The following is a 19,909-nucleotide window of genomic DNA, read 5'->3' as shown; positions in this document are numbered from 1 at the left end:
GGCGCTCACTCCATCTCCATGAACACATACTCGTTCTGCGCATCGCGCAGGGTCAGCGTCCGCCCTGTCGACGATGTGCCGGCGACGAACGGCGGTGGCGGGTTGGGAATCGCACCGGAAAATTCCACCGCGCCGTTGGCGTTGACGCGCGCGGCCATGGGCATGTCGAAGGCGGCGAAGTGGAAGACCGGATTGCCGCCGGCGTTCTCCACCCGCAGCTCGCCCAGCAGGTCGTTGCGGTAGCGCGAGGCCAGCACGGCGGCCTGTTCCGGCTTGACCGGAAAATCCCACGCGCGACGGCGGGCTTCGCGGCTCTCGCGTTCACTGGCGACCGCGGCGGCGACCATGCTGTCGGCTTCAGGCTCGGCGTCGAACAGCAGTTCCATCAGCTTGCGCGGGAAGGCGTCCATCAACACGTTGCCGGTGCTGGCGTTCATCAAGATGACCAGGCCGACATCGTGTTCGGGCCACCAGACCATGTTGCTGCGCTGGCCGTACAGGCGGCCGCCGTGGAAGCGCATCACGGTGCCGGTCGAGACATCGGTATCCAGGCCCAGCCCGTACCAGGAATGGCGACCGGTGCTGATCTGCGGTTTCCAGCGTTCGCCCAGCGCGGACTCGGAGAGATGGCGGCGGCCGTCGTCGAGCTTGCCGCCGCTCAATTCCAGTTTCACGTAGGCCAGCAGATCATTCACGCTGCTCCAGGCGCCGCCGGTCGGGCGCACCGCATGCATCTGCCGGTCGCGCCGCGGATCGACCAGGGCGATCCGGCCGTTCAGCCCTACCCCGTGCGAGCGCGCGTAATTGCCGCGCATCGCCCGGTCGAAATCGAAGGTGGTGCGGGTCATGCCCAGCGGCTCGAACACGCGCGTGGCCATCGCGCGATCGTAGGCCGCGCCGATTTCCATGTCCGGATAGAGGGCGTGGGCGCCGACGTAGCCGGCGGCGGCGGCGGGCGGATTGGTGTACTGGTAGCTGGTGCCGAAGGCGCTGGTGGGCCGCATCCGCGGCAGGATGTCGAACACCAGCGATGCCGGCGAGTCCGGCGGCGCGAATTCCCAGTCCAGGTTGCGATACGGCAGGCCGGCGCAGGCGCAGGGCAGATGCCGGACCTGCATCTGCCGAGTGGCCTGCGCATCGGCCAGCGCGAACGCGGGCATCAGTTCGGTCACCGGCGTATCCCAGCGGAACCGGCCTTCGTCCACCAGTTTGGCCAGCATCAGCGTGGTCAGCGATTTGGTGTTGGAGGCGATGAGGTACAGGGTGTCGGCGTCCACCGGTTCCGCGTGGCCGGCCTCGCGCACGCCGAAGCCGCCGGCATAGACGACCTTGCCGCCCTGCACCAGGCCGATGGAAATGCCCGGCACGTCCAGCGCCTGCTGCGACTGGCGGATGAAGGCTTTCAGTTGTTCGATTTTCGCCGCATCCAGCGCGTGCGCCTGGCGCCCGGCGAAGCTTTCGCGGACGTGCCCGGCCGGCAGCAACTCGTCGCGGATCAGGCTCAGGTCTGCCGCGCGCTTGCCAGCCACCGCGTTGGCGAGGTCGTCGATGCGCACCACCCAGCGGTCGCCATTGCGCAGGGCGCGCGCGGTCAGCTGGCGCGGCTCGCCCGCCGGCGTGCGGTACACCTGGTTGAGGCCATCGACCCAGCCGTCGCCGTTGGCCAGGGGTACCGTCATCAGCGGCTCCGGCGGCGGGCGGTCGGCATAGCTTTGCCAGGCCTGTGATATCGCGTCCACCGCGTTGCCTGCGTCGGTCTCCACCAGCGCAATCCACGAATCGCCCTCCGGTGCCCGCAGGATGGCCGCACGGCCCCGCCGTGTCAGGGTCCAGTCCTTCGGCACGATGAAGCGGTGTCCAGACGCGGTCGTCGCCTGTGTGTCGGAGGTCGCCGCCGCATGGACCGTCGCCTGCGCCCAGGCGACGGCGTCCGGCGCGCCGGCCAGGAGCAGGAGCAGCGCGCCCCGCCGAAGGACGGCGAAGGCCAGGGACGAGGACGTGCGCTTCGGCGCGGCTTCCGACATGACGGGCTCCGGTGCGGGGACCGGGCCATTCTGTCGAAGCCGCAGACGCATCCGGCTCCCGCCTCCGGTTCCTGCACTCCGGAAACCTGTTTCAGGAGTCGATGCCGCCCGCCCGTCGGGCCTGCCGCCAGGCCGCCGGGGTCATCCCTTCCACCTTCTTGAAGCTGCTGTAGAAGGTGGACATGGACAGGAAACCCGACGCCTCGGCCACCTGTTCCATTCCCAGCGGGTCCGGCGCGCACAGCAGCCGCTTGGCCGCCTCCACCCGCAGTTGCATCAAGTAGGGCTTGAAGGCGGTCTTGTGGTTGTCGTTGAGCAGTTGCGACAGCCGCGCCGGCGGCATGTTGAGCCGGCGCGCGACCCGGGCCAGGCTGAGCCGGGCATCGGTGTACAGCGCCTCCTCGGTCATCAGCCGGTGCAGCGATTGCAGGTCGGCCTGCGCCTGGTCGGGGGTGATCTTGCGGTCCTGGTAGGGCTCGGCGGCGACCCGCGCCTTGCGCCGGGCCAGCAGCACGATGCCGCCCAGGTACAGCACCAGCGAGAATGACAGCGCCCCGACGATGTACGAGGTCAATCCGGCGGTGTAATAGGCCAGCCACACCACCGCCACCCCGGCGATGACCGCCGCCACGTGGCCCCGGCCCAGGCCGTCGCCCGCCGCCTGCGCACCCTCCGCCCGCACCGCGCGCAGGTACACGCCCAGGGCGAGCAGCATCCACGCCAGCCAGCCGTAACTGATCACCCCCCACAGCGCCCGGCCCCACATCTCCGGATGGCTCGCATACGGAAAGATCAGCCCATAGCCCACCGCGATCGCCAGCAGTCCCGCCACCCACCGCCCGTCCATGCGCGTCCGGTCCCCCACCGGATCCGCCCACGCCCGCACGAACCCCAGCAGGCACGGCCCAATCAGGAAACACGCGGTCAGCCCGACTTGCAGGATCGGCCGGGGAATCTCCGGATAGAAATAGAACAGCACCGACTTCCCGGTGCGGATGCTGATGACCAGGATCAGCACCGCCAGCCAGCGCTGCGCAGGCGTGGCCGGACGCCGCAGCAACAGATAGGCCGCCAGCGCCAGTCCGTTGAAGGCGCCCAGGGCGGCGAAGAAGAACAACAGGTAAGGGGCGATCATTCGGTGGGCATGGATGAAACCGCGGCGGCGATACTACTAAATCCAGCAACCTTCCATTCCACCATGCGGCAGATCATTCGCGGGAATCTGTCTGCTGGATTGCCTGCATATGGGATGACAGCAACCCCATATCCGCCTGCACTTCCCAGTCGTCGAATCGCCGGTCAGACGCCAGGCGAACCACGACGTGCATCCTTGGCTCCTCGTCCAGGTAGCAGTCCTTGCATCGCTTGACCGCCAGGATCTGCAACACAGAACCCTCGGGAAGATCGTCGCGGGAGAGGACCTCCGGCCCACCAAATCCCGGCGATTGGACTATTTCGTAGATGCTGGGAGAAGGACCGTAGTTTCGTTCCATGCTGATGCGATAGATCTCCATGTCCTCTGTAATCTTGTACTGCTTCCCCACATACATCGAATACTCGGGCTCATGACTGACGTCCTCGTAGCTGACGAAGCCGCAACCGGCCAGCAACAGGAGCATCAGGATCGCGATGAATCTGACCATCTGAATCTCTTCCTGGATGGAGCCGTACCGCGGCGCTGAGTGGACTCAACGAGCAGTCAGCTCTGGCCGCCCAGGGAGGACAGGATGCCCTGATGGTATTCCGGATCCTTATCCCGGAACTCCAGGACCTTGCCGGCTAGATCAATGTTGATGAACGCCTCCCCATAGATCTCCTCTCCACCCGCTTCAAAGAAAACCTTGATCTCGGCCGGGATGGAACGCAGTTCGCGGGGGTCGCTGCCCAAGGCCACTAGAGTTGTCTCCACGCGAGGAGCCATGGTCGGGCGAGCAGGCAGTCCATATTCCTGCGCAAGCAGGGCCAGGAATGAATCGCTTTCCGAACCGACACTGCGTATCTGCCCTTTCCCCCAATACACCGTGATGGGGACTCCCTCGCTCCGCTGTGGCGTCCATTCGGGCGCCAACGCCACGGTGAAACCAACGGCTTCGCCGTTGACGCGACCTCTGGCGACCACCGTCAGGGAACCATCGCTTTCCCACCGGTGCTCCGCAATGGGCAGGGTGATGTCGACGAAACCCTCTTCGCGGGCAACATGGCCGGGCGCGGGCTCCGACCCAAGCGCACACCCCGAGAGGCTGATGAAAACTCCCATCAACAACACCCGGAGTATTGAAGACATCATGTCACGGCTCCTTATGGCAGTTCGTTCGCCGGTGGGATGAACAGGATGATGGCAGCCAGCAGGATGGTTCGCACGGGGAGTTCTCCCCGAAGGCTCGGTGCATTGTAGTCGAGAAGGTGATTGCTCATGGACAGGCTGCACGGGAATTCCACGAAAGCGGATTACCCAAACTGCCCGGATGCCGTTGAAAGTACACTCCGGCTACCGCCTTCCCGCGCTGGCCCGGACTGTCACATGAAATCCACCCTGCTCGCCCTCTACCTGCTCAGCCCTGCCGCACTGGCCTGCGACACGTCGCATCTGTCGCTGTCGGGTACGCTCAGCGTGACCACTTGTTCCCCGAAGCGGGATTCAAACTGCGTTGCTTCCGGACAGGCGCTGTATGAGTACATGGAAGCGGTCCCGGACAGCGACGAGGTCTTCACCATCGGCCTGCAGGCCAACCCGTGGCGGATGTATGACGGCGAGATGCGTATCCTGACCGTCGAAGACGTTGCGGATTCCATCCGGCAAAAGCTCGAGGGGAAGGTGAAGCGCGTGGAGTTGATCGGCTCGTGGACCGGGGTGTCGCCAGAACCCGGCGTGCCATCGCAGGCCGAGCGCATTTCCAAGGCGCTGGGCGGCCTTCCGGTCAAGGGCGAGGATGGATTCCTGTGGCTGGCGAAGGATGGAACCCGTCGCACCACGCGCCAGGCATTCACCGTGCGCGAAGGCGCCGGCTCGTACTCCCTGCCCGAGGGCGCCGAGGTGTTTGTTCCACTCGTGGCCGGCTGGCCGGCCTATGTGCAGGAACAGATTCCGGAGGACGATGCCAACCTGCTGGCGCTCGCGGCGGCTGGCTGGGATATCTTCTTCCTCTGCCCGGACAAGGCGCTCGACGGTTTTGAAACGGCTGCGGCGAAAGGCAGCGCCATTGCGGCCTACAACGCTGCGCTCATGCGGCTGGAACGTGGTAGCGAAGGAGACCGTGTCGCGGCGCTCGCGCTGCTTGAACGAGGCGCTGCATTGGGCGACGCAAAGTCACAGGCACGGCTGGACGTCGAGCGTATCCGCAAATAGGGGCGTGACATGCGGACAGCGGCTAATTCTCGTGGCAGTAAAAAGCGTAACCGGAACCCTTGCGACCGAAGATACCCTGAAGCCAGCCCACAGGAAACGAGCGCTCGATAGACAGCACGGGTACGGCACCGCGATTGGCCTGCGCGTAATCGCCGCCGGGGCGCCACTCTGACAGAACCAGATCCCTGGCGAGGGTTTCCGCATTGGCCAGGTCGGCAGCACGAACCAGCCTGGTCGTAAAAAATCCGATCGCCGAATCATCATCGAATGGCAAGTCAATACCACGGCCGGAGAGAAGAATCTTGAAATATGGCATTTCCTGATATTCCCCTCGGATTGCCTGACCACCCGCTACAGAGCGTACATGGATGCCGAAGAGAAGTGCACGCCGTCCTGTCTTGCGCTAGAACCGCTGCCCTTTCCTGGGCTTCGCAATCAGTTGCCAATCATCTTCATAGACAACCGAGCCCGGTTCCAAAGTTCTCAGTACTTCGACGTGATGACCATGACGGTCAAGCAGCTGCTTGAGGTGCCACATGCGACGGATGGGGAAACCTGATTGAAGCGATGGGGTCAGTGCGCGGGATTGACGCCCCCTTCGTCGCGGGCCGCGTCTGGGTAGAAGACGAGGGTCCCGCCGTGAGCCAACGCCTCCTCGTAGAAGCCGGAAAATCCCCGATACAGGTCAGTATTCAGAACTTCCACGTGAAGCTTGCCGACTCGCATATCCGAGATATCGGCGAAGCCATACCGCCTGCACTCAGATTTTGCATTCTCGAAATCAGGCGACTCTGACTCTTGCCTGAGAAAGAGCATGCACTTGTAAACATCATTTCTTTCTGGATGGTTCCAGTCGTACTCGGAATTTCCGGCGTATTGGCCGGTGAAACCGTAAATCATGACGACGGGCATCAGCGGTCTGTCCCTGCAATGACGATAAAGCAAAAGCACATATCCGGGCGACGCGCCGGATACACGTTGCCAGGCTCAAGGCGTGTCTGACGTACGCCGGGGTTTCGGCGGCGTGTTCTGATTGTCCATGTCCGAGAAGATCAGCCACGGCTGACCGGGCGTACGGCGCAGCGTGAGGGTGAATTTGCCGATGTCGTCTGGGCCATCGCCATAGCCGTAGGCGCCGACAATGTAACCGGTCGTGGCTTCGGTGTAGAAGGCGAGCGCGCGTAGCCGCAGTGGGCCGCCGCTTCCACCTTCATAGGCGGCCTGGATGGCCTTGCGTCCGCGGACGGGCGGACGATTGCTTTGCAGGATGAAGCCATCCTCCGCGAACAGGGCCGCGAGGGCCGCCGCGTCACCCACACGCCATGCGCGCTCGTAGTCGCGGAGTACTCGGTCCAGTTCGAGCGGCAACGTGATGCTTGGGAGTTCTGTGGGTTTGGCTGTTGACGCGGGAACATCCTGTGCGAGAGCTGGCTTGACAAACAGCATCATCCCGACGAAGAAAAAGGCAAGAAAAGGACGAATCATAGTTCTAGGCCTGATTGAAGTTCAGCAATTGAAACAGAGGAATAGCTAGCCGACGGGCAGAACGGCATCACAAAGATCCAAAAAAATCACTCTGCCCCGTTTTTGTCTTGGCCTCACTTGGCGTCAACAACGGTAAAACAAGAACACACTTACGCAGACGGATAGGGCACACCACAGCCTCCTGTTTCGACAAAATTTCGATGCTTCCTTTCAGCCAGGAGCGGACATCTAACGCCTGAGTTAAGCTCACCCTCGTGCGCGCTCGTTTTGACTGAACTATCACGGATCACAACGGCGAAACCCCACGATGAACGAACCCACTTCTGAAAAACGAAGATCTCCAATAAGGAGGCCAAGGAAAACGCAAGATCGCTGGCTACAATGAAGAACGTGATTGCGCTGGATCTCGCCAGCCAACCCGTGCATAGGCGCCCTTTTGAAAAGCAGTGCAGTTCCAGGAGCAGGAAACTGCCTGGACTGCCAGATCCTGTAGCCGCCGCAGCAAAAGACGAACATGAGACCAGTCAAAACGAAAACCCCTATGACAACGAAGGTCCTGAGATACGGCAGTTGCACACATGCCGGTAAGGTTGTGAACTTACCTACATAGAGTTCGGATAGAGCGACGAGCGCCAGGACAGCAATCAATGACGCCGTCACGCTAAAAAGTGCAACTCTTCGCTGCTTCAACGTTGGAGTAATGAAGGCAGGTTCCACGCCGCCCCTACTGAACTAATCGGCCCGCGAAGTGGGTTCGGCTTGAATACGTTGTCAGGTTACAACTAGGGCGAATTGACGTTGTTTACGGACGGAGTGGTGATGCTTACTGGGCGATCACGGAAGTCACTTGGCACGTCTACCGCGCCCCAGGTATGACACTCGAGGGTCAGCTCGTGATCACCGATGAACACGACAAAGCCACAGATGAACTCCCCGTACTCTCCGACGACGGTGGGGTAGGAAAGCGTCGCGACGCCAGCAGGTAGCGACGGATCAGCGAGGGTCAGGAAATAGCCGCTGCCCGTGTACTCATATCGGATCGGCTCAGCAATCTTCTCCACAAGCACAAGTTGAGCGTCTGTTAGCGAGTCGCCGGTCAACAGCTTTATCGCTTTGATCTCGAAGTCGCGGAGTGCCGGCATAAGCAACCTAACCCTGAATTGGCTCGACTCTAGCACGCTCCAGGTCGTGAGCAGTCAACCGACAAAGAACGTTATGGTCTTTTGTATTGGGGAAACCTAGCTTAACCACCAGTGCTCAACACACCTCCGCTAGCGGCTCATCCCTAATCTAGGGATGGACCAACCCCAAGGCCAGCCTTTGGCCGAGTAGCGCCCAGTGATACAAGACCCGGTTTGCCGGGGAAAGCTGGGGACCGTCTAGCGGCGGTGTTGAAGTACTCGGTCGCCTCTTTCAACAGGGGGCGCGGTATCAACGAACCGCTAGGAGCCAAGATGGCTGGTCAATCACGGAAGTTTCCCCGGCAGCGCCAACTCAAAACCGGCTACGCCTACTACCCCCATACCGGCAAAGGCCGCCCCAAGCCGCCCTTCCCCTCCCTGCGCCTGCAAGGCCGCTGGCTGGAGCAGGCCGGATTCTCGATTGGCCAGACCATCCGGGTACGCATACGCGCCGGCCACCTGGTGCTGGAGCCGGTGAAGCCGGATTGACGAAGAAACCTGCCGCCCCGATCTGCGGGGCGGCGGTGTCCGGACTCAGAAGCGGGTGAGCTTCCAGCAGCGGTGGATGCGGGCGTTGCGCTCGAAATCCGGGGGGAGGGTCTGCGGGGTGATGTCTTCGCAGCGGGCGAAGGCGGCGATTTCGTTTTCGTCCAGGCGGAAGCGGCGGAAGTTGTTGCTGAAGTACAGCACGCCGTTGGGGGCCAGCCGGGCGACCGCCGCGCGCAGCAGGCGGACGTGTTCCTTCTGGATGTCGAAGTCGTCGGCGCGGGCGGAGTTGGAGAAGGTGGGCGGGTCGCAGAAGATCAGGTCGTATTCGCCCTGCTCGGCTTCCAGCCAGCGCACGGCGTCGGCCTGTACCAGGCGGTGCTGGGCGCCGCCGAACTGATTGCCCGCCAGGTTGCGCGCGCACCATTCCAGGTAGGTGCCGGACAGGTCCACGCTGGTGGTGGTGGCCGCGCCGCCGACGGCGGCCTGCACGCTGGCGACGCCGGTGTAGCTGAAAAGGTTGAGGAAGCGCTTGCCGCGCGCTTCCTGGGCCATGCGCCGGCGCAGCGGGCGGTGGTCCAGGAACAGGCCGGTGTCGAGATAATCGAACAGGTTGACCTGCAGGCGGGCGTTGTTTTCCCGCACCCACAGGGTCTGATCCTTCTGGTCGAAGCGGCCGTACTTGCTGCCGCCCTTGCCGCGCGCGCGCGACTTGATCGCCACCCGCTCCGGCGGCGCGGCGAAGACTTCGCGCGCGGCGGCCAGCAGTTCGCTGAAACGACGGCGCACGTCGGCTTCCGGAATGCTGGCCGGGGCAGCGTATTCCTGGATGTGCAGGTACGTGCCGCCGTCGTTCTCGGCCTCGTACACGTCGATGGCGGCGGCGTATTCGGGCAGGTCGGCGTCGTAGGCGCGGTAGCAGGTGACGTCCTCGCGGGCGCGCCAGCTCTTGAGCTTCTTGAGGTTCTTGCGGATGCGGTTGGCGACCATCTGCGCGCCTTCGCCGAGCGGGCGCGGTTCGCCGCGCTCGCGGGCCGGCGCGGCGACGGGATCGCAGACGATCAGCGCGCACTCGATGGCGCCGTTGAACACCTGGTATTTCTTCTGCGCGCGCAGGCCGGTGGCGTGGGCGAGGTCCGCGTTGCCGCACAGCAGGCTGGCGCGCCAACCGGGCACGGCGCGTTGCAGCGCGTCGCCGAGCAGGCGGTACAGATCCGCGTCGGCGGCCAGGCGTTCGTCGTAGGGCGGATTGCAGACCACCAGGCCGCCGCCTTCGCCGGGCGCTTCCAGTTGGGCGACATCGCGGGTCTGGAATTGAATCTGTCCGGCCAGGCCGGCCAGGGTCGCATTCTCGTTGGCGGCGCGGATGGCGCGCGCGTCCAGATCGCTGCCGAAGAAACGCGATTGCAGCGCGCGGCGGCCTTCGGTCTCGCGGGAGACCGCGTCGGCGAACAGATCGCGCCAGGCCTGCGCGTCGAAGCCCAGCCAGCGGGTGGGCAGCGTGTTGCCGTGGCGTTGCAGGCCCGGGGCGACGTCGGCGGCCATCAGCGCGCCTTCGATCAGCAGCGTGCCGCTGCCGCACATGGGATCCAGCAGCGCGCCACCGGCGTGGTACAGCGCGGGCCAACCACCGCGCATCAGCACGCCGGCGGCGAGGTTTTCCTTCAGCGGCGCCTCGTTCTGCTCGCGCCGCCAGCCGCGCCGGTGCATGGGGCCGCCGCCGAGATCGATCGACAACGTGGCGCGGCCCTTGCGCAGCGACAGGTTGATGCGCACGTCCGGCTGTTCGACATCCACCGAGGGGCGTTCCAATCCCTGCTGGCGCAGGCGATCCACCACCGCGTCCTTGATCCGCTGGGCGGCGTAGCGCGCGTGGGTGATGGTCTGGCCGGAGACGTGCGCGTCCACCGCGAGGGTGAGTTCCGGGCGCAGGTGGTTTTCCCACGCGACCGCCGCCGCGCCGTCGTAGAGCGCCTGCTCGTCCGGGCAGTCGTAGTCGGCGATGGGCCACAGCACGCGGCTGGCCAGGCGCGACCACAGCACGGCGCGCTGGGCGTCGGGCAGTTCACCTTCGACGTTGACGCCGGCGATGGTGGCGGTGGCGCGGGTGGCGCCCAGCGCCGCCAGCTCGTCGGCGAGCAGGTACTCCAGGCCCTTGGCGCAGGAAACAAAGAACTTCAAGTGGACTCCGGAACTCGGGACGGCGGCGGCGCGAATGGCGTCAATTTTGCCGGATTGGGGGTGGGAACACACGGAAAACCGGCCCCGCGCGCGCTCAGGCGAGCGAGAGGACCGCGCTTTCCCGGGTGAGGTGCAGGCGATGGGTCAGGTCCAGCCGTTCCAGCAGGGCCTCGTCGTGGGAGACCACGACCAGCGCGCCGCGATACTGGCGCAGCATGCTTTCCAGCGCTTCCAGCCCGGCCAGATCCAGGTGGTTGCCCGGTTCGTCGATCAGCAGCAGGCCGGCCGGCTGGGCGGCGTACAGCACGCAGGCCAGCGCGGCCTTGAGGCGTTCGCCGCCGCTGAGCTGGCCGCTGGGGCCTTCGACGAGGCCGGCGTCCAGCCCCAGCAATGCCAGCCGGGTGCGCAGCGCGGCCTCGCCGGCATCGGGATTGGCTTCGCGCAACTGCGCCAGCACGCTGGCGGCGGGATCCAGCCCGGCCAGGCGCTGATCCAGCCACGCCACCGGCACGTTCGCGATGCAGCATCCGGCCCATGGCGCGACCTGCCCCGCCATCGCCCGCAGCAAGGTGGATTTGCCGCTGCCGTTGGGGCCGGTGACACCGACGCGCTGGCGGCCGGTGAGGATCAGATCCAGCCCGTTCGCGGTGGCCGGCACGTGCGCCAGCACTGCGCCCTCCATGCGCAGGGCGATGCGATCCTGCGCGGCGCTGGCGTCGGGCGCGAACAGTGCCAGTTCGACGGAAGGTGCCTGCTTGCGTGCGGCGGTGCGCAGTTGGTCGGCGAGTTGTTCGCGCGTGGCCTGCTGGCGGGCGGCGAAGCGGCCGGCGCTGGCCTCGCTGCGCGACTTGCGCAGGCCGAGCAGGATCGGCGCCTGGTTGGCGTCGCGCGCGTCGCGGTTGCCGCGCGCCTGCCGGCGCTGCTGGCGTTCCTGCTGCTCGCGCAGCGCGCGCTCCTGGCGCTGCACGGCCGCCTTGGTCTGTTCGAGTTCTCGTTGCGCCTGCGCCTGCTCCCCGGCCTTGCGCGCCGCGTAGAAACCGTAGCCGCCGCCGTACGTGCGCAGGCCGAGCGGCGACAGTTCCTCGATGCGGGCGAAGGTGTCGAGCAGGCGGCGATCGTGGCTGATCACCAGCAGACCGTTCTGCCATTGCGCGAGCTGGGCGTGCAGGCGCTGGCGCTGCGGGGCGTCGAGGTGATTGCTGGGTTCGTCGAGGATCAGGAAGTCGGCGCCGGACAGGAACACACCGGCCAGGGCGACGCGCATCGCTTCCCCACCGCTGAGCGTGGCGGCGGGGCGATCCGGGTCGAGATCCGGCAGGCCCTGCGCCTCCAGCGCCTGTGCGAGTCGCTGGCGGATGTCCCAGCGTTCACCCAAGGTGTCGAAGTCGTGCACGGCGGTGCTGCCGGCTTCGATGCGGGCCAGCGCGTCCAGCCACGCATCCACGCCGGCCAGCGAAGCGACGGTGGCGCCGTCGGGCACATGGATCTGCTGCGGCAGGTAATGCACACGGCCGCTGGCGTTGCGCTTGCCTGAAGTGGGCGCGATCTCGCCGGCCAGCAGCCGCGCCAGCACGCTCTTGCCCACGCCGTTGCGTCCGACCAGTCCGGTGGGACGGCCGTCCAGTTGCAGGTCGAGATCGGAGAACAGGATCCTGCCGTCGGGCAGGGACAGCGACGCGCGGTCGAGCGTCAGGAAAGGATTCGTCATGCGGATTCCATGGGATGCCACGGGAACTCCCTCGGCGCGAAGGCCGGCGGGAACCTGGGCCGTCAAGCGACGGCGGCATCAATGGCGCATGGGCGTGGACACCTGGGACGAATCGAGGCCGCGATTCTAGCGGCAACCTCGTGCGCGGGACCAGACGCGGGCTGAACGCCGCGCGCGCGAGTTACAGCGAGGCGAGCAGTTGGCCGAAGGCTTCGGCGGAGGCTTCGACGTGCGAGGACAGGCGATGCGCGTCGTTCACCAGCAGCAGGCGCGCGCGGCGGGCGTGCGCCCAGTCGACCACGAGCTGGGCGGGAATCAGTTCGTCATCCCAGCCGTGGATGACCGAGATCGGCACGGATGCGGCGTCCAGCGCCGGCAGCGGCCCCATGGTGGTGGGCGGGGCCATCAGGAACAGGCCGCGCACCGGCACTTCCAGCGAGATGCGGCCGGCGATGTAGGCGCCGAGGCTGGAGCCCGCCAGCACCAGCGGGCCACGGCTGGCCGCCGCCTGCGCCAGTGCGCGCAGGCGTTCCAGCCGCGTGGGCACGTCGCCGAGCGAACTGATGTCGCGGCGCGCGTCCAGATCGGTGTAGTCGGGGCGCTCGTGGGTCCAGCCCAGGCGCTCGGCGACGTCCGCCAGCGCGGTGACCTTGGTGGCGTCGGGGCCGCTTTCAAAACCGTGCGAGAGGATGCAGTGGCCGCGCGGCGAATTCCGGCTCACAGCGCTTCCACCTTGTCGCCCAGGCGGAACACGCCGCCTTCGAGGATGCGCGCGCACAGGCCGCCGTGGCCGCGCATGGCGTTGTAGCCGCCGGGGCCGAGCGCGTCTTCCATGCGCGAGCAGGGATCGCATTCGTCGGTGCCTTCCAGCAGCACGTCGCCGATGCGGAAGCGGCGATCCTTCAGCGCGATCAGCGGAATGCCGGAGACCACCACGTTCCGCCGCAGCAGCGCCGGTTGCAGATCCGGGCGCGCGGCCAGCGCCGCGATGGCCGGCAGGTGTTCGGCCTGGATGAGGGTGATGCCGCGCTTGCCGCTGCCGCCGGCGTAGCGATCGCCGACCAGGCCGATGCCGGTGACGGCTTCGACCTGCTGCACCGGCACCATCGCCACGTCGCGCGCGGGACGCAGACCAATCCATTCAACCTGGCCGGCGCGCGGCAGGCGGGCCATCAACTGGGCAAGCGGGGAATCGGGAGACAGGGGCATGGGGGGGCATCCCGCCGCGACGGCCGCGGCGCAGGCCGCCAGTTTACTTGAGCCGCGCGCCCGCATCGGCCCCTGCTAGCATGCGCGGCATGTCCGACGTCCCCCGCATCCTGGCCCATCCCCTGCCCTATGAAACGCGGCTGGACGCGCGTCCGCTGTCGCAGGTGGATCTGGTGGTGATCCACTGCACCGAGCTGCCGGATCTGGCGATGGCGCGCGGATTCGGCGAGGAAATCCTGTATCGGGGATCGGGCACGGGCAACAGCGGGCACTACTACATCGATCGCGATGGCAGTGTTCACCAGTACGTCGCGCTGGATCGCGTCGCCCATCATGTGCGGGGGTACAACCCGCGGGCGATCGGCATCGAGCTGGTGAATACGGGGCGCTATCCGGATTGGCTTGCGAGTGACCGCCAAGGGATGGATGAGCCGTATACCGAGGCGCAGGTTGAAACGTTGATTGGCTTGCTGCGCTGGCTGCCTTCGCAGGTGCCTGCACTGCACCTGATTGCCGGCCACGAGGATCTGGATCGGACGCTGGAACCGGCGAGTGATGATCCGTCGGTGCAGGTGCAGCGGAAGTTGGACCCAGGACCGCTGTTCCCGTGGGAACGGGTGATGGCTGCGGTGGAGTTGGAGCGGTTGAAGCCCTGACGTTTGCTCCCACGAGTTGGATTTCCGCGAAAAGCGCCCTCATCCGCCCTTCGGGCACCTTCTCCCGTAAACGGGAGAAGGAATTCCGCTTCTTTACCGATTTGCCGTAAACAGGAGAAGGGACTCCGATCCTTTTCCTTCCGCTGAGAACGAGGCTCCGCCCCCTCTCCCGCCTGCGGGAGAGGGTTGGGGTGAGGGCGCTTTTGGCGGTGTGTGCCGGGTGATGCGATCAGGGATCGCCAGCGGACGAGGCTGAGGATTTGCGCCGAAAGCAAATCCCCCTCGGTCCCCCTTCTGCGAAGGGGGAAGCAAAGCCCGAGCGGTTCCAGGATTCCGGATGACCGCCCGCCTTCCCGAATCCCGGCTTGCAACGGCCGGATGGCCGGTCATCCCGAACCCGGGCGTTCAACGGCCGGATGGCCGGTCATCCCGAACCCGGGCGTTCAACGGCCGCATGGCCGGTCATCCCGAGTCCTGAATCCCCGGTCCCCAGCCATCCAAAGCCCCTGACCCCCTGCCCGTATAATCCCCAGCCTCCCCGACCCGCCCTGCGAGCCGCCGTGTCCCCCAGTCCCGAACCCGTCGTCAGCGAACTCATCGACCTGCTCTCGCTGGAGCGGCTGGAGGACAACCTGTTCCGGGGCCAGAGCCGCGACATCGGCACCAAGTACGTGTTCGGCGGGCAGGTGCTGGGCCAGGCGCTGTCGGCCGCGCAGGCCACGGTGGAAGGCGAAGGCGAGCGCCGCGCGCATTCGCTGCATGCCTACTTCCTGCGCGCCGGCAACATCGAGGCGCCGATCGTCTATGAGGTGGACCGCACCCGCGATGGCGGCAGCTTCTCGGTGCGCCGGGTCACCGCGATCCAGCATGGCCGGGTGATCTTCTTCTGCGCGGCGTCGTTCCAGGCCGAGGAAGCCGGCGCGGAGCACCAGTTGTCGATGCCCGAGGTGCCGCAGCCGGAAGATATCGATCCGGCGCCGGCCGTGCCGGCCGAGGTGATGGCGACGCTGCCGATCAAGGTCCAGCGCTGGTTGTCGCGGCGCGGGCCGTTCGAGTTCCGCCACGTGTATCCGCGCGACGAACTGAATCCGCCCAAGCGCCCGCCGTTCCAGCAGGTGTGGTTCCGGCTGAGCGAGAAGGTCGGCGATTCGCCGGAACTGCACCGCGCCCTGCTCGCCTACGCTTCCGATTTCCAGTTGCTCGGCACCGCCACCTATCCGCACGGCATCAGCTATTACCAGCCCAACGTGCAGATGGCCTCGCTGGATCACGCGCTGTGGTTCCACCGTCCGTTCCGCGCCGACGACTGGCTGCTGTATTCCATCGACAGCCCCAGCGCGCAGGGTTCGCGCGGACTGGCGCGCGGACAGATTTTCGATCGCCATGGCCGGCTGGTCGCCAGCACCGCGCAGGAAGGCTTGATCCGGGTGGTGCCCGACGCGCAGGCCGCGGCCGCCGTACCGGCCAGGGACTGATCGACGATGCGCCAGATTTTCACCAGCCAGCGCCTGGAAACCGTCGAAGGCGTAGCCAAGCTGCTGCGCGATGCCGGCGTCGAGGTCCACATCAGCAACGAGCGCTCCTATCGCGGCAAGCGCGGCAGCCAGTTCCGCTACACCGAGCCGGTGCCGAAGGGCCTGCAGCCGGCGGTGTGGGTACGGCATCCTGAAGACCAGCCGCGCGCGCGCCAGATCCTGCGCGAGGCCGGGCTGCTGGAAACCACCCGCCCCGGCGCCGGCCCCGCCCCGCTGACCTTCACCAGCACCCAGGACGACCCGCCCAGGCGAAACTCCTGGGCCTGGCGCATCCGCCTGATCCTGCTGGGGTTGATTGCAGTGGCGGCGGTGTTCACGGTGCTGCGCCATCGTGCTCCGCGGCCGGCCACTCCGGCTCCAGCACCCGCCACGGCACCGACCACACCCGCCCCGGCCCCGGCCGACGAGGCGGAAGAAGAGGACACCGTGCGGGTGCAGGTGAAGCCGGCTTCCGGCAACTGAGCCGGTCCGGTCACATTTTCCGGGCGGTCTCGTCCCGGGGACCAGGAACCCATGGAAGCCCTGCCCCGATGAACGCCCAGACCCTCGAACTGATGCTGCAACACGAGCTGCCCGCCGCCGCGCGCGGCAGCCAGGATGCCTACGGCCGCATCGTCGGCGCCTGCCAGAACACGGTCACCGCGATCGCCTTCGCCATCACCCGCGACGTGCAGGCCAGCGAGGACATCGCCCAGGAAGCCTTCCTGCGCGCCTGGCAGCAACTGGACCGGCTGAAGAACAGCACCAGCTTCCTGCCCTGGCTGCGCCAGATCACCCGCAACCTGGCGCGCGACTACCTGCGCACCCAGCACCACAGGCCGATGTCGGGCGAAGCGGCGGAACTGGCGATCAACCTGACCGCCGATCCCTCGCCGTCGCCGGCCGAACACCTGCTGCGCACGGAAGAGGAAGTCGTCGCGGCCGACATCATCTCGGCGTTGCCGGAGGACGCCCGCGAAACCCTGCTGCTGTACTACCGCGAGGGCCAGAGTTCGCAGCAGGTGGCCGGACTGCTGGGCCTGAGCGACGCGGCGGTGCGCAAGCGGCTGTCGCGGGCACGCGGCATCGTGCGCGAGGAAATGCTCAGGCGCTTTGGTGAATTCGCCCGTTCCACCGCGCCCGGCGCGGCCTTCACCGTGCTGGTGGTCAGCGGCCTGATGAGCGCGGCGCCGGTGGCCAGCGCCGCGATAGCGATCGGCGCCGGCGCGGTCGGCGTGGGTTCGGCCAGCGCCGGCAAGCTGGGGGCCAGCGGCCTGGGCGTGTCGTCGCTGTCCGGCGGCACCGCGATGGGCACGCTGATGGGCTCCTTCGATGCGCTGACCCACGGCGGCGTCACGGCAGGTTTCTCGCTCGGCGCGGTGATCGGCGGCATCGCCGGCGGCGCGCTGGGCACGTACTTCGGCGGTCGCCTGCTGCTGGGCTTCGCTGATACCGAGGCCGAACGCGCACCTTTGCGCCGCTTCATCCGCATGAATACCGCCACCGCCGCGGTGGTCGGCATCCTCATCATGGCGGCGGCCATCTTCAGTCGCGGCTGGCTGCCGATGACGCTGGTGGCGGTGATCGGCATGAGCGTCATCAACTACCAGTGCATGGTGCCGTTGCGCCGGCTGATGAAACCGCTGGTGGCGCGCGACGTGGCCCGGCGCGGGCACAAGCGGGGCGCGTGGCTATACGAAAGCATGTACGGCGCGACCGGCGTACTGGTCGCCTCGGTGCTGGCGTTCGGAGGCCTGATCATCTCGATGAAGGTGTCGGGGCGGTTTTGAGGCACGGCTGAGACTGGCGGATCTTCATCCCGTCATCCCGGCGAAGGCTGCGCCCGTTTTCCGGAAGGTGAGCGGCTGCGGATGTTGATGCACCGCGCGGACATGGATTCCAGCTTGCGCTGGAATGACGGTGATGGTTTTTGGGAATTGCCTTGATTCCGTTGGCCCGGCGAACGCTGGCAGTCGCCCCCATCCCAACCTTCCCCCGCACGCGGGGGAAGGGGCGGAACGCGCTTCTGGCTGCTCACTTCACCTTCTGAGAAAGAGGGGAGCGTCCGGGCATGCCCCCTCCCCGCACGCGGGGGAAGGGGCGGAACGCGCTTCTGGCTGCTCACTTCACCTTCTGAGGAAGAGGGCAGCATCCGGGTATGCCCCCTCCCCCGCGTGCGGAGGAAGGGGCGGAAACGCGCTTCTGGCTGCTCACTTCATCCTCTGGGGAAGAGGGCAGCGTCCGGGCATGCCCCCTCCCCCGCGTGCGGGGAGGGCTGGGGTGGGGGCCAACGCGCACGGCCAGTTCCCCGCACTGCACACCGCGAACGTGGACGCATCGCGCGGAGATGGATTCCAGCTGCGCGGGAATGACGGTGATGGTTTTTGGGAATTGCCTTGATTCCGCCGTCCCGGCGAACGCTGGCAGTCGCCCCCATCCCAACCTTCCCCCGCACGCTGGGGAAGGGGCGGAAACGCGCTTCTGGCTGCTCACTTCACCTTCTGAGGAAGAGGGCAGCGTCCGGGCATGCCCCCTCCCCCGCATGCGGGGGAGGGCTGGGGTGGGGGCCAACGCACACGGCCACTCTCCGTACTGCACACCGCGAACGTGGACGCATCGCGTGAAGATGGATTCCAGCTGCGCTGGAATGGCGGGAATGGGTTTTCGGGGCGTCCTGCCCCCATCGTCCCGTCGAACGGCGGGCCTCCTTGCGCGCCTCCCAGGCGGCGGGTCACATCGCGTCTCCCCGGGCGTCTGTGCTTCCATAGCCGCCCTGGAGCCGACCGCCGATGACCGCCGCCACCGCCCCGCTGGAACTGACCCTGCGCCATGAGTTCCCCGCCGCCCAGCGCGGGGACCGGGACGCCTACGGGCGGATCATCGGCGCCTGCCAGAACACCGTGACCGCGATCGCCTATGCGATCACCCGCGACGTACATGCCAGCGAGGACATCGCCCAGGAAGCCTTCCTGAAGGCCTGGAAGCACCTGGGCAGCCTGAAGAACCCCGACAGCCTGCTGCCGTGGCTGCGCCAGATCACCCGCAACCTGGCCCGCGACCATCTCCGTGCCGGCCAGTACCGACCGATGACCGGCGAAGGGGCCGACATCGCCATCGAACTGGCTACCGATACCGCACCGACACCGGCGGAACTGGTCCTTCAGACCGAGCAGGAACGGGTGGCCGCCGACGTCATCGCCGCGCTGCCCGAGGACAGCCGCGAAGTGCTGCTCCTGTACTACCGCGAGAGCCAGAGTTCGCAGCAGGTCGCGCACCTGCTGGGACTGACCGATGCGGCGGTGCGCAAGCGCCTGTCGCGGGCGCGCGGTTACGTGCGCGAGGAATTGATGAAGCATTTCGGCGAGTTCGCCCGCTCCAGCGCGCCGGGCGCGGCGTTCGCCAGCATCGTGCTGGGTGCGCTGGCGGTAGGCGCGCCGCCGACCGCCGCCGCGGCCGTGCTGGGCACCGGTTCGGCGCTGGCCGGCAAGGGCCTGCTGAAGGTGCTGGGCGCGTCGTTCGGTGCGATTGCCTTTGGCCTGATCGGCGGCATCGGTTCGGTCTGGTTCGGCATCCGCAAGCAGTTGCGGGATCCGCTGGATGCGCGCGAACGACGCGCGCTGATTGCCTACGGCGCGGTCAACACGGTGATGATCCTGCTGTTCGTCATCGGCGCCACCGCGCTGTCGAAGGTGCCGGGCTGGATTCCGCATGTGCTGCTGACGGCCGCCTATTGCGGTGGAATCATGTGGTCATGCAATCGCTGGCTGCCGAAGATCCTGGCGCGCCGCCGCGCACGCGACATGGCGGTGGACCCGGTCACCGAGATCGCGGACGCGGCGCGGCGGCGGCGGCGCCAGATCATCGGCGTGAGCATCGGACTGGTGCTGGGCTTCGGCGGGCTGCTGTATGGGTTGATCAGCAGCGGGCGGCTGACCTTCTGAGCAGGCTGCTCTGGCTTCCAGCTCATTTTTCGGCGGCAGGACTGGTGTTGTGCGGTTCCGGATGTTTGGGGGAAGTCCTGCCCTTGCGTGATGTTTCCGGCGCTTCGATGCCTCGTCGCGACTGACGTCGCTCCCACAAGTGACGATCGCGCGGTTGTCGGGGAACCACCGCGGAGAC

At 66.6% G+C, this 19,909-nt stretch carries 20 protein-coding genes; 8 read left to right on the top strand and 12 right to left on the bottom strand.

The window, feature by feature from the left end; translation table 11 throughout:
- Positions 1-5 precede the first annotated feature (5 nt).
- The 4 genes from AC3DE2_RS16305 to AC3DE2_RS16290 form a co-directional block, all read right to left on the bottom strand.
- Positions 6-2,024: a serine hydrolase domain-containing protein gene (locus AC3DE2_RS16305; RefSeq protein ID WP_488427053.1), complete on the bottom strand. Its 2,019-nt coding sequence runs from the start codon at positions 2,022-2,024 to the stop codon at positions 6-8.
- A 91-nt stretch (positions 2,025-2,115) separates the two neighbouring features.
- The gene (locus AC3DE2_RS16300; protein ID WP_488427052.1) at positions 2,116-3,159 is read right to left on the bottom strand and encodes a helix-turn-helix domain-containing protein; all 1,044 of its coding nucleotides are present in this window, start codon (positions 3,157-3,159) and stop codon (positions 2,116-2,118) included.
- Positions 3,160-3,232: 73 nt separating this feature from the next.
- The gene (locus tag AC3DE2_RS16295) at positions 3,233-3,667 is read right to left on the bottom strand and encodes a hypothetical protein (RefSeq protein WP_488427051.1); all 435 of its coding nucleotides are present in this window, start codon (positions 3,665-3,667) and stop codon (positions 3,233-3,235) included.
- Positions 3,668-3,723: 56 nt separating this feature from the next.
- Positions 3,724-4,308, bottom strand: a complete 585-nt coding sequence (locus tag AC3DE2_RS16290; RefSeq protein ID WP_488427050.1) for a hypothetical protein — start codon at positions 4,306-4,308, stop codon at positions 3,724-3,726.
- Positions 4,309-4,545: 237 nt separating this feature from the next.
- On the opposite strand from AC3DE2_RS16290, the gene AC3DE2_RS16285 reads away from it, so the two are divergent.
- Entirely contained in the window at positions 4,546-5,370 is an 825-nt protein-coding gene (locus AC3DE2_RS16285; RefSeq protein WP_488427049.1) for a hypothetical protein, read from the top strand.
- A gap of 22 nt (positions 5,371-5,392) precedes the next feature.
- Here AC3DE2_RS16285 and AC3DE2_RS16280 read toward each other — a convergent pair whose 3' ends face one another.
- On the bottom strand, positions 5,393-5,686 hold the full coding sequence (locus tag AC3DE2_RS16280) for a hypothetical protein (RefSeq protein ID WP_488427048.1): 294 nt from the start codon (positions 5,684-5,686) through the stop codon (positions 5,393-5,395).
- Between the two features lie 48 nt (positions 5,687-5,734).
- On the opposite strand from AC3DE2_RS16280, the gene AC3DE2_RS16275 reads away from it, so the two are divergent.
- The gene (locus AC3DE2_RS16275) at positions 5,735-5,929 is read left to right on the top strand and encodes a hypothetical protein (RefSeq protein WP_488427047.1); all 195 of its coding nucleotides are present in this window, start codon (positions 5,735-5,737) and stop codon (positions 5,927-5,929) included.
- Between the two features lie 14 nt (positions 5,930-5,943).
- Here the strand turns inward: AC3DE2_RS16275 and AC3DE2_RS16270 are convergent, their stop codons facing one another.
- From AC3DE2_RS16270 to AC3DE2_RS16260, 3 genes are all read right to left on the bottom strand, one after another.
- Positions 5,944-6,282 (bottom strand): hypothetical protein, encoded by a 339-nt coding sequence (locus AC3DE2_RS16270; RefSeq protein WP_488427046.1) that lies wholly within the window; start codon positions 6,280-6,282, stop codon positions 5,944-5,946.
- Positions 6,283-6,357: 75 nt separating this feature from the next.
- Entirely contained in the window at positions 6,358-6,855 is a 498-nt protein-coding gene (locus AC3DE2_RS16265) for a YybH family protein (RefSeq protein ID WP_488427045.1), read from the bottom strand.
- A 782-nt stretch (positions 6,856-7,637) separates the two neighbouring features.
- Complete coding sequence (locus tag AC3DE2_RS16260; protein WP_488427044.1) at positions 7,638-8,033, bottom strand: hypothetical protein; 396 nt, start codon at positions 8,031-8,033, stop codon at positions 7,638-7,640.
- Positions 8,034-8,309: 276 nt separating this feature from the next.
- On the opposite strand from AC3DE2_RS16260, the gene AC3DE2_RS16255 reads away from it, so the two are divergent.
- Positions 8,310-8,525, top strand: a complete 216-nt coding sequence (locus tag AC3DE2_RS16255) for a SymE family type I addiction module toxin (RefSeq protein ID WP_488427043.1) — start codon at positions 8,310-8,312, stop codon at positions 8,523-8,525.
- A gap of 45 nt (positions 8,526-8,570) precedes the next feature.
- Here the strand turns inward: AC3DE2_RS16255 and rlmKL are convergent, their stop codons facing one another.
- The 4 genes from rlmKL to AC3DE2_RS16235 form a co-directional block, all read right to left on the bottom strand.
- On the bottom strand, positions 8,571-10,703 hold the full coding sequence (gene rlmKL, locus AC3DE2_RS16250; RefSeq protein WP_488427042.1) for a bifunctional 23S rRNA (guanine(2069)-N(7))-methyltransferase RlmK/23S rRNA (guanine(2445)-N(2))-methyltransferase RlmL: 2,133 nt from the start codon (positions 10,701-10,703) through the stop codon (positions 8,571-8,573).
- 94 nt (positions 10,704-10,797) lie between these two features.
- Complete coding sequence (locus AC3DE2_RS16245; RefSeq protein ID WP_488427041.1) at positions 10,798-12,411, bottom strand: ABC-F family ATP-binding cassette domain-containing protein; 1,614 nt, start codon at positions 12,409-12,411, stop codon at positions 10,798-10,800.
- A gap of 181 nt (positions 12,412-12,592) precedes the next feature.
- Positions 12,593-13,132: a hypothetical protein gene (locus tag AC3DE2_RS16240; protein WP_440472288.1), complete on the bottom strand. Its 540-nt coding sequence runs from the start codon at positions 13,130-13,132 to the stop codon at positions 12,593-12,595.
- Positions 13,129-13,620 (bottom strand): MOSC domain-containing protein, encoded by a 492-nt coding sequence (locus AC3DE2_RS16235; protein ID WP_295376190.1) that lies wholly within the window; start codon positions 13,618-13,620, stop codon positions 13,129-13,131. The genes AC3DE2_RS16240 and AC3DE2_RS16235 overlap by 4 nt, the downstream gene beginning before the upstream one ends.
- A gap of 89 nt (positions 13,621-13,709) precedes the next feature.
- Between AC3DE2_RS16235 and AC3DE2_RS16230 the strand changes: the two genes are divergently transcribed.
- The 5 genes from AC3DE2_RS16230 to AC3DE2_RS16210 all read left to right on the top strand — a co-directional run bounded on the left by AC3DE2_RS16230 (position 13,710) and on the right by AC3DE2_RS16210 (position 19,731).
- Positions 13,710-14,276 (top strand): N-acetylmuramoyl-L-alanine amidase, encoded by a 567-nt coding sequence (locus AC3DE2_RS16230; RefSeq protein WP_488427040.1) that lies wholly within the window; start codon positions 13,710-13,712, stop codon positions 14,274-14,276.
- 560 nt (positions 14,277-14,836) lie between these two features.
- Positions 14,837-15,751: an acyl-CoA thioesterase II gene (gene tesB / locus AC3DE2_RS16225; protein ID WP_488427039.1), complete on the top strand. Its 915-nt coding sequence runs from the start codon at positions 14,837-14,839 to the stop codon at positions 15,749-15,751.
- Positions 15,752-15,757: 6 nt separating this feature from the next.
- Complete coding sequence (locus AC3DE2_RS16220; RefSeq protein ID WP_488427038.1) at positions 15,758-16,273, top strand: pathogenicity-like protein; 516 nt, start codon at positions 15,758-15,760, stop codon at positions 16,271-16,273.
- A gap of 68 nt (positions 16,274-16,341) precedes the next feature.
- On the top strand, positions 16,342-17,580 hold the full coding sequence (locus AC3DE2_RS16215; protein WP_488427037.1) for an RNA polymerase sigma factor: 1,239 nt from the start codon (positions 16,342-16,344) through the stop codon (positions 17,578-17,580).
- Positions 17,581-18,579: 999 nt separating this feature from the next.
- On the top strand, positions 18,580-19,731 hold the full coding sequence (locus AC3DE2_RS16210) for an RNA polymerase sigma factor (protein ID WP_488427036.1): 1,152 nt from the start codon (positions 18,580-18,582) through the stop codon (positions 19,729-19,731).
- Positions 19,732-19,909 lie beyond the last annotated feature (178 nt).

The sequence above is a fragment of the Pseudoxanthomonas sp. 68-E7 genome (genome assembly GCF_057773145.1).
This window is presented reverse-complemented; position numbering and strand designations above follow the sequence as displayed.

Coding starts and splice junctions, on each gene's coding strand:
- AC3DE2_RS16305 (WP_488427053.1), bottom strand. CDS start 2,024: ATGTCGGAAGCCGCGCCGAAGCGCACGTCCTCGTCCCTGGCCTTCGCC.
- AC3DE2_RS16300 (WP_488427052.1), bottom strand. CDS start 3,159: ATGATCGCCCCTTACCTGTTGTTCTTCTTCGCCGCCCTGGGCGCCTTC.
- AC3DE2_RS16295 (WP_488427051.1), bottom strand. CDS start 3,667: ATGGTCAGATTCATCGCGATCCTGATGCTCCTGTTGCTGGCCGGTTGC.
- AC3DE2_RS16290 (WP_488427050.1), bottom strand. CDS start 4,308: ATGTCTTCAATACTCCGGGTGTTGTTGATGGGAGTTTTCATCAGCCTC.
- AC3DE2_RS16285 (WP_488427049.1), top strand. CDS start 4,546: ATGAAATCCACCCTGCTCGCCCTCTACCTGCTCAGCCCTGCCGCACTG.
- AC3DE2_RS16280 (WP_488427048.1), bottom strand. CDS start 5,686: ATGCCATATTTCAAGATTCTTCTCTCCGGCCGTGGTATTGACTTGCCA.
- AC3DE2_RS16275 (WP_488427047.1), top strand. CDS start 5,735: ATGGATGCCGAAGAGAAGTGCACGCCGTCCTGTCTTGCGCTAGAACCG.
- AC3DE2_RS16270 (WP_488427046.1), bottom strand. CDS start 6,282: ATGCCCGTCGTCATGATTTACGGTTTCACCGGCCAATACGCCGGAAAT.
- AC3DE2_RS16265 (WP_488427045.1), bottom strand. CDS start 6,855: ATGATTCGTCCTTTTCTTGCCTTTTTCTTCGTCGGGATGATGCTGTTT.
- AC3DE2_RS16255 (WP_488427043.1), top strand. CDS start 8,310: ATGGCTGGTCAATCACGGAAGTTTCCCCGGCAGCGCCAACTCAAAACC.
- AC3DE2_RS16245 (WP_488427041.1), bottom strand. CDS start 12,411: ATGACGAATCCTTTCCTGACGCTCGACCGCGCGTCGCTGTCCCTGCCC.
- AC3DE2_RS16235 (WP_295376190.1), bottom strand. CDS start 13,620: ATGCCCCTGTCTCCCGATTCCCCGCTTGCCCAGTTGATGGCCCGCCTG.
- AC3DE2_RS16230 (WP_488427040.1), top strand. CDS start 13,710: ATGTCCGACGTCCCCCGCATCCTGGCCCATCCCCTGCCCTATGAAACG.
- AC3DE2_RS16220 (WP_488427038.1), top strand. CDS start 15,758: ATGCGCCAGATTTTCACCAGCCAGCGCCTGGAAACCGTCGAAGGCGTA.
- AC3DE2_RS16215 (WP_488427037.1), top strand. CDS start 16,342: ATGAACGCCCAGACCCTCGAACTGATGCTGCAACACGAGCTGCCCGCC.
- AC3DE2_RS16210 (WP_488427036.1), top strand. CDS start 18,580: ATGACCGCCGCCACCGCCCCGCTGGAACTGACCCTGCGCCATGAGTTC.